This is a genomic window from Arcticibacter sp. (genome assembly GCF_053551015.1).
This window is the reverse complement of sequence record NZ_JBMQOB010000021.1, coordinates 83,052-96,356: the sequence shown is the minus strand read 5'-3', so window position 1 is coordinate 96,356 and position 13,305 is coordinate 83,052. Positions and strand designations below refer to the sequence as shown.

General features: G+C 45.4%; 6 protein-coding genes and 1 tRNA gene. All 7 read right to left on the bottom strand.

What is annotated here, in order from left to right; genetic code table 11:
• Positions 1-16: 16 nt before the first annotated feature.
• Positions 17-3,055, bottom strand: a complete 3,039-nt coding sequence (locus ACO1NU_RS14240) for a SusC/RagA family TonB-linked outer membrane protein (RefSeq protein WP_448819159.1) — start codon at positions 3,053-3,055, stop codon at positions 17-19.
• 35 nt (positions 3,056-3,090) lie between these two features.
• Positions 3,091-4,977 carry a RagB/SusD family nutrient uptake outer membrane protein gene (locus ACO1NU_RS14235; RefSeq protein ID WP_448819158.1) on the bottom strand — a complete coding sequence of 629 codons (1,887 nt, stop codon included), beginning with the start codon at positions 4,975-4,977 and terminating at the stop codon, positions 3,091-3,093.
• An 11-nt stretch (positions 4,978-4,988) separates the two neighbouring features.
• Positions 4,989-8,153, bottom strand: coding sequence for a SusC/RagA family TonB-linked outer membrane protein (locus ACO1NU_RS14230; RefSeq protein ID WP_448819157.1), 3,165 nt, complete (start codon positions 8,151-8,153; stop codon positions 4,989-4,991).
• 946 nt (positions 8,154-9,099) lie between these two features.
• Positions 9,100-9,179 (bottom strand) — tRNA-Leu (locus tag ACO1NU_RS14225).
• A gap of 96 nt (positions 9,180-9,275) precedes the next feature.
• The gene (rseP, locus tag ACO1NU_RS14220; protein WP_448819156.1) at positions 9,276-10,598 is read right to left on the bottom strand and encodes an RIP metalloprotease RseP; all 1,323 of its coding nucleotides are present in this window, start codon (positions 10,596-10,598) and stop codon (positions 9,276-9,278) included.
• Between the two features lie 30 nt (positions 10,599-10,628).
• Positions 10,629-11,783, bottom strand: coding sequence for a 1-deoxy-D-xylulose-5-phosphate reductoisomerase (locus ACO1NU_RS14215; RefSeq protein ID WP_448819155.1), 1,155 nt, complete (start codon positions 11,781-11,783; stop codon positions 10,629-10,631).
• A 15-nt stretch (positions 11,784-11,798) separates the two neighbouring features.
• The gene (locus ACO1NU_RS14210; protein WP_448819154.1) at positions 11,799-13,298 is read right to left on the bottom strand and encodes a GH3 auxin-responsive promoter family protein; all 1,500 of its coding nucleotides are present in this window, start codon (positions 13,296-13,298) and stop codon (positions 11,799-11,801) included.
• Positions 13,299-13,305: the final 7 nt, after the last annotated feature.

The window sequence follows — 13,305 nt, the reverse complement described above, 5'->3', positions numbered from 1 at the left end:
ATTAAGTGTTAAATCATTAAAAGAGAGCCTTTATGCCCAGGTTGTACAGCCGCGTCTGAGGGGCACCGCCGAAATTCGTTTCCAGTATCTCTCGTTCCTTTGCCCCGGTAAGTAGATTATATCCGGCTACGTATACACCGAGTTCATGAAGAAGCTTACTCTTCAATACGCTATCGGAAATCTTGTATGATATCTGCAGTTTTGAGAGGTCAATCCTGTTTGTACTATACATCCAGAAGTCTGAGTTCCTGAAATTATTATCACCGCCAAGAGTTGTCAGCCGTGGGAAGGTCGCTGTATTTTTAGTTTCCTCCGTCCAACGGTCCCTTACAACCGCCGAATATTTATCATCACCATTAACCCAGAAATAACTATTGCTCTTAATCGCATGGGCTCCGAAACGACCGGTCGCGAGTGCGAAAAATGTCAGGTTCTTCCATGTCGCAGAAAGATTCACACCTGCAGTCAAAGGAGCTCCAGTCGAAGCACCTCCAAACCATCCTCCACGACCGAGATACACCTCATCCCTCTCGTTTATGACATTGTCGCCATTTTGATCTTTATATTTGATATCGCCAGGCGCAATCTGACCAAATGCAGGCTTCGGACTGTTTACACCGTCAGCCGCAGCAACTTCTGCAGCATCCATATAAAACCCATCGCTTTGAAGGCCCCAGATAGCATCAAGTGGCCTTCCCTGGCGATTCTGGTAAGCATCCTGATAGATTTCTGCACGCTTTGCCGCTTTCGTAGAGTAATAGGTCAATGCTGTACCCAGGACCCAATTTACCGCTCCAAGCCGCTTGTTCACATTCAGATAAAAATCCATTCCTGTGCGTTGATCATTATTGTAGTTGACATAAGGGATGAACGATGAGCTAGGGAAATTTTGAGTAAAATAGTTTGGATATAACGCGTCTGCCTGTATAGCATTGCCAGACAAAATATTACGGAAAACATTAGCACCAAAGCTAAGCTGATTTTTGAACAAGACACCCTCTAAGCCCAGACTAATCTCTTCTCTTTTGGCCATTTTCAGATCGAAGTTTTCGCCTCTCCTGGAGTCAGTTGATTGTGTTCCTGAGCCGTCATTCCAGCCATACCAGTTTCCGGTACCCGTGTATATGCTCTCATATAGGAAATAATCCGTAATATCGAGATCGGTATGTAAGATTCCGGCAGAGGCTGTTAGCTTCAGGTTGTTAACAAACGATACGTCCTTAAGAAAGGGTTCTTCGCTGATTCGCCAGCCAATTGAACCTGCCGGTGAAAATGCAGTACGATTGCCGGGAGCAAGCTTTGGTGAGCGCACTACAGCACCCGTAAGTTCTGCAAAGTACTTTTGATTAAAATTGTATCCCAACTGCAAACCAAGGTTCGAGTTGGTAGTCGGCTGGTAAACTTCCGAAAGAGACTGGCGGAAGGCTGCACCCATCAATATAGCCGAGATATTATGGGCACCGTTTACTGTCTTATTGTAATTGAACTGCCCTGATAATGAAATCGTTTGACGGTACCAGCTATCTGCAATTTCCTCGTTTCCTGTACGAGTATCTTGCCCGAAGATCTGCAATCCCGACAGCATATCTGTACCAGCGTAAGATGTCCACGTTGGCTGATAGGTCGCGTACCCGTTTCTGTAACCCTGGTTATATCTGTTCCAATAGTCCACACCCATTGTTGTACTAAAAGACAAGCCATCCAGCAAACCATTCAGGTCCGCGTCCACACCTGTGGTAAATTGAAATTCACGTTGCACGAATTTATTGCTACCCCCTGCGTAGATTGCTGCGAAAGGGTTTGTTTGATCCAGAGATGTGCCACCGAGAAGATACTTGTTGTCAATAATCGTAGCAGCATTCACTATAGCCCAATTCGTTTCATCATTCTCTTCCAGGTAGCTCAAAGGTATCAGCGGAGTGAATCGATTTGGACGTAATGTCGCAGCGCTTCCCCAATAGTCTGTATTGACACCAGAACCGTTTGCGAACACCGCACTTGCATCGATCCGTGCTTTCAAAATCCTGTTTAGCTTCATATCGACATTACCACGCACGTTGAAACGTTGCGCTGTATTATGATCCTTCGCCTCGCCGAAGTTTAAAAGAGAACCATTTGAACTTACCCCCAGATTAGTATAATAGCGGGCACGCTCATTACCTCCGGATATTTCAGTTACGGCATCGTAGCGCGCGAAACTGTTCTTAATGTAATCAGATGAGTAGTAATCCACGCTCGGATAACGGTACGGATTTACTCCTGAATGGTTGTAAATGGTCTCGTCCGAATACAGTACGCCCAAGCCATCATTAACTCTGGCTTCGTTATACAATGTCATGTATTCGGAAGAACCCAGGTATTGAGGAAATCTTTTCGGAGTATTGATGCCAGCATTTGCGCGGACATTTATGCGTTGCTTTGCCTCTGTTCCTCTCTTCGTACTTACCATGATAACGCCTTTTGCGCCCCGGCTGCCATAAAGAGCAACGGCTGAAGCACTTTTCAGAAAGGTAATATGGTCGATCTCATTAGGTGAGATGCTGGAGATGTCACGAGGCACGCCGTCTATCAATACCAGGGAGCTATTCATTCCCCATAAATGGTTTCCATTGTATCCGGCTGCAAAAGCTTCCATCCCCTCAAAATTAAGCAGATAGTTCTTCTCCATCAGATCGGAAATATTTACGCTGGATACGCCCGATGGCAAATCTGTATCATTAACCGATTTGAAAGCCACATTGACAGACCGGGTATTTTGAGACAGGTCAATACGTTCCAAACCTGGTGTGACCACAATAAGCGAAGGCTTGTAGCCATCAGCACTAACAGTAAGCGCTGCTTCTTGCGGAACTTCAACCTCTAACATGCCGCGGCTGTCTGTAACCGTTCTGAGATTTAGCGACTGATTAGTAACTACAGCTCCTGCGAGCGGTTCGCCGTCAGCCCCCCGGACAATTGCTTTGACAGCTATTTTAGCGGCATCCTGAGCATTTGCCACGCCAAACGAGAGCGTGACAAAAAGGTACATAGCCAATGCTATTTTTGAATATTTCATATTAATTTTTTTATCTGATCTATACACTCGATGAATTACCAGCCGGGGTTTTGATTAAACTCCGGATACATGTTTACATCGGCTCTCTTTAGTGGCAGCCAGTAATGCTTCTCTGTGAATGGCCTTTGCAAGATCACCCGTTCGCGAAAGTTCGCCACCCTGTTATTCTTAGGATCAACAGATGGATTGAGTGGTGAAGCCCTGTCGAACTCCGCGGCTGTTTTTAATGTATAAGGTACTTCTGCAAGGAGATACCAGCGCCGAAGATCGTTAAAGCGGTGCCCCTCAAAGGCAAGTTCCACAGCGCGCTCCCTCCTAACCTCTTTCATAAACTCATCAGCAGAACCAAGGAATTGTGCCGCAACATGTGCAACACCTGCCCTGTCGCGAATGACATTAAGGGCATCAACGGCGGTCTTACTGAATCCGGGAGCACTCGCACCAGGCGAATTATAACCTGTTGCAACAGCTTCAGCATACATCAGATAAATGTCGGCCAAACGCATATACGGTACCTTTATATTAAGATTCTGACCATAATTCCATCCCTGGTCATACCCATTGGCAGTTCGTGGAATGAATTTGTAGAGAATATATCCTGTACGGCTGCCTGAACGATCATCGCGATAGCTTCCGCCGGTATGTAGATTAGCGTAGCGATTGGGCTCCACGTTTGCAGGGAGCGGTCCCTGAACCACCTTCACTCCATCAAAGCCGATGTCGTTGTAAAAACGCGGGTCGCGCCCACGCCATGGGAACTGCGGATCATAGCCTGATGCAGCGTCTGCCTCAGATGAATTAGGAATTGGTAGGCCGTTCTGCATTCCATAGTAGCTCACATAATTGGCAGTAGGTGTGAAGACAAGGGACTCAGCGCCTGCAATAAGCGTCGTATACTGCTTTGCGGTTCCGTAAGTAGAACCGTGCGCTCCCCAGTATGGACCTGTAAAGATCGCTTCAGTACCGCCGGGGATCATGAAATTCTGCCCGATCGTATAAAAGTTATCACTGTATTTATTAAAAGGCAGCAATTTGTGAGGAGCAGCGCCACTCTCTGTCAGTTGCAAAAGTTCTGCAAACGCGGCTGCTGCAAGTTTACTTAACTCAGGATTGTACGCCTTCGTTCCTGTGGACACAGAGTTCATCAGGGGACTGGCTGCCCATAGATAGTTTTTACCCAGGTAACCCAGAGCCATAATCTTATTGATGCGCAACTGGTTCTTTCCCAGGGTTGTTCTTCCGGCCTGGGTCTCATCCCAGTTTACGGGTAGGAGATCGGCAGCTTCACGGAAATCTTTTGCAGCCAATGCCGCACACTCCTGGTAGCTTAGTCTTGGAAGCTTGAGCGGTTCATCAGATGGAAGAACCTTATCAACATACGGCAGCCCTCCAAAATATTGCATGAGCATAAAATGAGACCAGGCTCTGAAGAAAAGAAGCTGACCTTTTATTAGTTTTCGCTCCTCATCAGTTGCATTGACCATTTTATCCAAATTTTCCAGGCCTAAATTCGTCTTGCGGATGGCGTACCATGCCAGGGGCCAAAGCCCTTTTGTCATCCGGTCATTATTCGTATTTGCCGACGCGTTATCCATGAAGCCTGCACCCCAGCCGTCAAACTCGCGTTGCCACCCCCAAAAGTCACCGTTATCGATCTTGTTTACGATGTGGAAGTTCTGGACTGTAGATTGAATCTCGTCTTCTCCCCAGTTCCAGCTATTTGTCCAGTACCGGTTGGTGAAATCAGGAATACAATTATATAGTTCTTCTGTGTAGCCCTGAAAATTCCGAAAGTCTCTAAAGGCAGACTCTTCTGATACGATTGACTCAGGATCCCTATCCAAATACTTTTTACAAGAAACTCCTCCTATCATAGAAGAAACGAGTCCCATAATCAATATGCTTTTTATATATCTTTTCATTACAATCAATATTAGAAGGTGATGTTTGCACCAAGGTTATAACGTTTTACCGTAGGATAAGCTCCTTGAGAAGCCCATCCCTGACCGCCGGCGCCCTGGTAATTTGCTTCACGGTCATCGGGCATCTTAGTCCATACGAACAGGTTGTTTCCGTTTATAAATAACCTAACGCTGGACATACCCGCTTTTTTAATCCAATTCTGATTAAACGTGTAAGCAATTTCTGCGTTCTTTAGGCGGATGTAAGAAGCATCGTACATATACCTGTCTGCTGTATAAAAGCCGGTTGGTGTTGATTCCCATCTTGGCATTGGTCCGTCCGGGTTGGTATTATTCATTGACCAGTAACTTCCTTCTTCATAGGCAACAGTATTTTTTCCGCCAAAACTTCCCAGCACCACCTGCCTTGTAACATTGTTCACACCATAGAACTGCGCGAACACGCTGAACCGCTTCCAGTCAAATCCCAGGGTAGCATTATAAGTATTCTCTGGAGCACCGGAGTACCCGTAAGGGATATTATCATTGGCATCAATAATACCATCTGCATTATAATCAATGATGTGAAAGTTACCTGGAAGCTTCTGGTTATCGTTTGCATTATGCGGAGTACTGGCAAAGAGTTCATCCCAGGTGTTATAATATCCCTGACTCACGTAAGAATAAGCCTGACCAATCTGCTTCTCCAACGGCTTGGAGTAAAGAGGCAACAGGGATGCTACGTCGGCCTCAAGTACTTTATTTTTAGCGTGGGTAAAGTTGATATTCGACCAGAAACGAAGATTATCGTTAATCTGCTTGTTAAAACGTAAATCAAACTCATAGCCTCTTGATCGTACTTTTCCAACGTTCGCTACAGGAGGAGCGGCTCCGTAATATGACGGCACAGCACGAGTGGTGCTAAGAATATCACTTCTATCATCCTGAAAAACGTCGATACTTCCTGACAAGAAGTTTTTGAAGATTCCAAAATCAAGCGCAATGTTCTTTTTCACTACCCTTTCCCAGCGTACATTCGGGTTTCCTACTCCCGTTTCTCTGTACCAGTTGTAAGGGCTCTGTTCTGCAGATTCTCCAGTTATACCTAAGGGAGTCCGGCCGCCAAATGCCCAGTTGCCAAGGTAGGCGAACCTTGGTGAACCACCATCATCTCCAATTTCACCGTATGACCCCCGGAGTTTAAGCATATCCAGGAACCGGATACCTTTCATAAACTGTTCTTCAGATATCATCCATCCAAAACCTCCGGAAGAAAAGAAATCAAAACGATAATCAGGTCCAAACTTCTCAGAACCGTTGTAGGCTCCGTTATATTCAGCACTGTACTTTCCTTTGTAATTATATGTCGTTCTGAACACCCAGTCTTCACGGTATGATGGAATTATACTACCTCGTGCATTCTGGTCGCGGCTCCATAACGCCATTGCTGTTACATTATGGTTTTTTGCAATTTGCGTTGCATAATTCAGCTGCAATTGTGAAAACATGCGCCTGAAAGTCTCTCTATCATCTACGGTACCTGCATTACTTGCCCAGCGAACGCTCTCCCTCCATTCAAGTTCTGTCCCGGCGTCTTTAGTTTGCGAGTAAGTCACGAGGCCCGTTTCAGGATCAATATACTTACTCAAGACACCGTTGTTCGCGTCATTCACTCCACGGCCGTTTTCAACAAATGTATTGTCAATAGAGAGGGTTCCCTTAAAGTTCAAGCCCTTCAGAACCATACCTAGATCCTGATCGAGTGTAAAGTCGGTGGTGATCCGGGAAGTTGTGATATCCTGTATCCCACTTGTTGACAAGATCTGCGCTGAGTTGAGTCCTTGCTGTACGTTCGGAAAATAGAATCCCCAGACTCCATCTGAATATTTTGGCAGAAAAAGGTTCGGTGCTGCAGAGTAAGCCGCAGTCCAGGTATTATAAGGATTCACGCCGATCCAGGGACGGTTGGTTACTCCTCTGGATCCTGTAAGATTTGTTCTGAACACTGTACTCTTGGTAAGCTGGAAATCCAGATTGCTGCGTACATTTAATCTGTTAAAGCCATATCCTCCTTCATATCCGCGGTTATTATCGAAGCGCTTGAAAAGATCGCCTTCATCGAGATAATCAACTGAGGTAAAATATTTAACGAATTCAGTTCCACCGGCGACATTTACGTTCGCGTTGTAACTCATCGCATTATCACGGAAAAGCACATCTACCCAATCAACATTTGGATAGCGCTCCGCCTCCTCCAGATTGGCGGGAGAACGGTACTTCATCATCACGTCTTCAGGCAAAATAGAAGACCATGCACCTGGTGCAAGACCCAGCTCATATTCAATAACCTGGTTCCTGGCACGAAACATATCATAGGAGTCAAGCTTTCCCGGCAGTTTTGACGGCGCTTTTACAACCGTATTTAGAGAAGCCCTTATTTCAGCTTTACCAGAGCGACCGCGTTTTGTTGTTACAAGGATCACCCCATTTGCTCCCTTAACTCCAAATACAGCAGTAGCTGATGCGTCTTTTAAGACTGATACGGTCTCGACCGAGCCGATATCGATATTATTGATGGATCTTTCCACACCATCTACCAGAATAAGCGGACTGGCATTATTCCAGGTGCTGCGGCCACGGATCAGAATTTGCGGATCCTCTTCTCCAGGCATCCCTGTACTGGCTGTCGTGATTACACCAGGTAAATTTCCCGTCAAAGCAGCCCCCAAACTGGTGACCCCACCAGTACGCTCCAATGTTTCACTTGTGGTCTGAGTGATCGATCCAACTACACTCTGTTTCTTTTGTTGGCCGTAACCAACCTGAACTACAGCTTCCTGGAGCATCTGGACGTCATCTTTCATTACCACTCGAACAGTGCTCTTATTGCGGATGTCTACATCTTGGGTCATCATACCGATGTAAACCACTGTTAAAGTCGTCGCATTTGCAGGAACGCTCAAAGTGAACTCCCCTGACGCGTTGGTCGAAGTTTTAATAGACGTACCCTTTACAGATACGGTTGCTGCAATGATCGGAGTGTTTTGCCCCTCCATTACAACCCCGGTGATCGTTCTTCGTTGCTGGGCAAAAACGACGTTTGTCAGCAAAACGAAAACGATACTTGCAAGCAGAACTTTTTTAAGGGAGTGCCACGCTTGACGCCAGTCCTTATGAACTTTTTTACTACTTTCCATTGGTTAAAAGGTTTAAATAATTTGATAGCAGGAAATTCTCTCATTCAAAGACATAGAGATGCACTCCGAATGTTGGTACGAAACAACAATCCTGCTTCTAAAATGAGGTGTTTCTCTTATTGACTGGACCCGGCACCGCCATAATACATCCCTAAGACAGCTGATGATATATAAGCAGCGCAATACCGGGAAGGAGTTATGAATAAGATAGGTAGTGATAAATAATAAAGGGTGGGCCGTTCGGCACCTGTTTAGATCGTGCCCGTCGTTTAAGTAAATTTTCAATCATGTTATTATAGTTTGGTTATTTAATCATCAATCCGCCGATAGTACTTCATCGCCGTTGTAAATTTTGGTTAGCTTAAGATTGAAGCCTGGATTGCACAGACACCATCCTCTTTAAATTTCGTCGTGACTAGTTAGCTTAACAGGTTTATAAAACTTGGTTGATCTAAAGTACTGCAAGCCTTAGATAATTCATGGCACAATTGTACAAATCCTTATATGATTTGTTTAAAACGCAGTTTATGACCTCCTGGCCCGGAAAATCATCCGCTCATGACGACTTAACCCCGCCTGCATTTCAGCACAGCTGATAAGCAAAAAATCCACTTAAGATAAAGGTAGAATGAGACGAGCTAACATCTATTTGAAAGCTTGACCACTTGGTACCTGGGCAGGCTCCTGCACGAGTCTGATCACCATATCCTATATTGATGTGGTACCTGAACCAGAGCAATTCGAAATATCGGGCGATCTTTTAATTTGATACAAGACACCAATTTGGCCTTACTTGAAAACCATACAGCTTAGCTTGACAATAAGACTATAACTGCCAGAGCCTCCAACATTGACTTGGAGGCTCCTGTATGCTCAGAATCTAAAAAGCTAGCAAACGAAAAGAGGGTAACCATATTCATGATTACCCTCTTTTATCATTTTAACGTACCCAGCGCCGGAGTCGAACCGGCACGGTTTCCCACAGGTGTTTGAGACCAGCGCGTCTACCAATTCCGCCAGCTGGGCGTTCCCTCGTTATCGGGATGCAAATGTATTTATTAATCTACATTTTTGCAAGAAAAAATCCGATTTTCCAATAGTGACTGATAATCAAAGGAGTAATTAATTGAGAACATATTTAAATATATCGTTGCCCAAAACAAAGACCATTAAAGCAACGATAATGACGAAACCTACGAGTTGGGCGCGTTCCATAAACTTATCACTCAACGGGCTTCCCTTCACCATCTCAATAATCAAAAAAACAGCGTGTCCACCGTCAAGTGCAGGGATTGGCAATAAGTTCATCAGTGCCAGAGCCATGGAGAGCAAGCCTACAAGCGTCCAGAACTTTAACCAGTTCACTTCCGCGCCAAACATATTAGCGATTCCCACAGGGCCTGTAAATGCTTTCTGTGCCTTTACTTGTCCGGTCACTACCTTTCCAATGCCTTTTGCATTGTCGGTAAACATGCCCCAGGCTTTCGATGCACCTATAGGCAGAGAAGCCCAGAAGCCGTGATCCAGACTTTCGGTAGGCAGATTCATATTCAACGAAACACCAATTGTGCCCTCCTCGCCTACGACAGGCATCAAAGTAACCACTTGTTTGTTCCGATATACATTTACACTTATCTTGTTATTTTTCCTGGCCATCAACTGCTGTTGGAACTCATCAAAATAAGTAATCTGCTTTCCATTCACACTGAGGATACTATCGCCTTTCTCGAAGCCTGCTGCTGCCGCCTTGCTGCCTGGAACGACTTCACTGATCGAGCTGATGGAGGTTCTTGGCTGCACAAACTCAGTAACACCGTGGTCAGCAACTTCATCAAGAATATTTCCAGGGACTTGAATGTCTTTCGCTTCTCCATCTCTGATGATGTTCAGCGTACCTCCGCCCATTAACACCTTAGAACTGGTTATTTCATCAAACCGAACAACCTTCGCTCCATTCACGGCCACAATGCGATCTCCTGTTTCGATACCGATAGCCTTACCTACTGTTCCGGGAACAACACCATCAACGAGCTTGTCGTTGGGTATGTAGGTTTCGCCCATTTTGAAGGTCAGCATCCAGAAGATGAACATACCCAGGACTATATTTACTGCCACACCGCCGAGCATCACAATCAGACGCTGCCAGGCCGGTTTGGAACGGAACTCCCAAGGCTGTGGGGGACCGGCAAGCTGCTCAGTATCCATAGATTCGTCGATCATACCGGCAATTTTCACGTAGCCACCTAATGGCAGCCATCCCATTCCGTACTCACAGCCTTTATACTTGAAGCTAAACAGCTTAAATCCCCAGGCGTCAAAGAAAAGATAAAACTTCTCCACCTTTATTCCGAAAGCACGGGCTGCAAAAAAATGCCCTGCCTCGTGTAGTATAACTAATATTGAAAGACCCAGCAAAAGCTGGCCCGTCATAACCAATCCATCCATAGTACTTATAAAATCTATTAGAATAATTCTTTAATAATTTGTTACCAGCTTACTGGCAAACTTGCGTGTTTCCTTATCTGTTTCGATAAAATCTTCCAGATTTGCATCACGAATATAGGAAACTTCGTTCATACACTTTTCGATGACATCGCTCATCTCCAGAAAGCCAAGCTGATCGTTCAAGAATGCCTGGACCACGATCTCGTTGGCTGCGTTCAACACACAGGGCGTATTTCCACCCTTCTCCATTGCATCGAACGCAAACTGCAGGTTCCGAAACGTGCGTCGATCAGGTTGTTCAAAAGTCATTTCTGTATGCTTCAAGAAATCAAAACGTGGAAAAGTGTTTAATATTCTGTTCGGATATCCGAGTGCATACTGTATTGGAAGCTTCATATCAGGCAGGCCCATCTGCGCTTTCATCGACCCGTCTTCAAATTGCGCAATGGAATGAATAATGGATTGCGGATGTACAACGACGTCTATTTGTGAAGGTGTCAAATCGAAAAGCCATTTGGCTTCTATGACCTCCAGGCCTTTATTCATCAAGGAAGCAGAATCAATCGTAATCTTAGCACCCATAACCCAGTTGGGGTGCTTAAGAGCTTGAGCCTTTGTAACCCGAGCAAGGTCTTCTATACTCCATCCTCGAAATGGTCCGCCGGAGGCTGTGAGATAGATCTTTTCCACCCTGTTAGCTTCTTCCCCCTGGAGACACTGAAATATCGCAGAGTGCTCTGAGTCCACCGGCAGAATAGATACCTGGTGCTGCCTCGCCAGTGCGGTCACCAACTCTCCTGCTACTACCAGGGTTTCCTTGTTGGCAAGAGCAATGTGCTTTCCGGCCTCAATCGCAGCAATTGTTGGCCGCAATCCGCAAAAGCCGACAACAGCCGTCAAAACCACCTCAATGATAGGTAACTTAACAACCTCGACGAGAGCCTCATCGCCAGCCAAAACTTCAATATCAAGGTCCTGAAGGGCAGTTTTTACCGTTTCATATTTACTTTCGTCGCCAATTACCACCTGAAGTGGCTTGAACTCCCGGGACTGCTGAATCAAAAGCTCGGCATTCCTACCGGCAGTTAGCACTGCAACCTTAAATAGATTAGGATTGTCCCGGATTACCTCAAGAGCCTGGGTGCCGATGCTTCCCGATGACCCTAAAATTGCTATATGTTTCAATGTGTAATATTTCTTTTACGAGATGAAAGGTGTCAATCCATCTGCAATCCTTCGATCGTTTGAGAGCCTTGGTACCTTATTCTGACCTCCCAGCTTTCCTTCACTTTTCATGTATTGCTGAAAAGCTCCTTTCGCAAGAGGTCTGATAATTGAGGGTTGTAAAATATTTCCCTTTATCAGATCGAAATAATAGATGTTCTTTTTTTGCATCGCCTCATCTACCCTCTTGCTGAATGCTGCGAGATCCTCTGGCGGACGAGAAAACTCGATAAACCATTCATGATATGGAAGATCCCCCGCTTCAGGACTTACCTGGGGTGCTACTGTAAATTCAGTGATCTCCACCTGATATTCTGCAGTTGCTTCAAGGAGCGCACTTTCTACTTCCTCTCCTATTACGTGCTCTCCGAAAGCTGATATATAGTGCTTGATGCGTCCCGTAACTACAATGCGGTAAGGATCCTTGGATACAAACTTCACGGTGTCGCCAATGCTATACCCCCAGAGTCCCGCATTTGTATTCAGAATAAGGGCATAGTTCGTATTTAACTCTACTTCTTCTAAACTGAGGCGGCGGGGGCTCTCGTTAAAATATTCATCTGAAGGGATGAATTCATAAAAAATTCCTGCTTTCGCCAGCAGCAACAATCCTTTTTCCGTCTGGCTATCCTGATAAGCAATAAATCCTTCGGAGGCAGGATACGTTTCAATCGAGTCGATCTTTTTACCGATAACCTCTTCCATCCGCTGACGATAGGGCTCATAGTTAACGCCCCCATAAACAAACAGACTGAAATTTTTGAAGATGTCCTTAATCTTCTTTCCTCCGGCTTTAGACGATAGACGGTCAAAGTACATTTGAACCCAAGGGGGGATCCCCGAAATCAGCGTCATATCTTCATGAAACGTTTCCTCCACGATAGCGTCCACCTTATCTTCCCAATCTTCAATACAGTTCGTCTGATAAGAAGGAAGCCTGTTCTTTTGGAGATACTGCGGTATATGGTGCGCAACGATTCCGGAAAGCCTGCCTGTGGCTACTCCATGTTTTTCGGCCAGCACCGGACTTCCCTGCAGAAAGATCATCTTTCCGTTAACAAAGTCTGTCTTTCCGGTTTCATGAATATAGGTAAGCAAGGCATTACGAGCAGCTTTGATGTGCTCAGGCATTGACTCACGTGATATAGGTATATATTTAACACCAGAGGTTGTTCCAGAAGTTTTTGCGAGATAAGCAGGTTTCCCCTTCCAGAGTATGTCGGCCTCTCCATTCACTACGCGGTCGATATAAGGACGCAAATCCTCATAGTCACGAATAGGGATATATCTTTTAAAATCTTCATAAGTTTTGATGCGATCAAAATGATGATCCCTGCCAAATGCGGTATGGCGGGCATCATCAACTAAACTTGCCATTACCTGACGCTGGGCTTCTACTGCCCGGCTTTTCCATTTATTGATCTGATAAACTGCGAACGCAGCAAAGGGTCTACTTAGAATTGCCTTAAATCCCATCTTCCAC

Coding starts and splice junctions, on each gene's coding strand:
- ACO1NU_RS14240 (WP_448819159.1), bottom strand. CDS start 3,055: ATGAAATATTCAAAAATAGCATTGGCTATGTACCTTTTTGTCACGCTC.
- ACO1NU_RS14235 (WP_448819158.1), bottom strand. CDS start 4,977: ATGAAAAGATATATAAAAAGCATATTGATTATGGGACTCGTTTCTTCT.
- ACO1NU_RS14230 (WP_448819157.1), bottom strand. CDS start 8,153: ATGGAAAGTAGTAAAAAAGTTCATAAGGACTGGCGTCAAGCGTGGCAC.
- rseP (WP_448819156.1), bottom strand. CDS start 10,598: ATGGATGGATTGGTTATGACGGGCCAGCTTTTGCTGGGTCTTTCAATA.
- ACO1NU_RS14210 (WP_448819154.1), bottom strand. CDS start 13,298: ATGGGATTTAAGGCAATTCTAAGTAGACCCTTTGCTGCGTTCGCAGTT.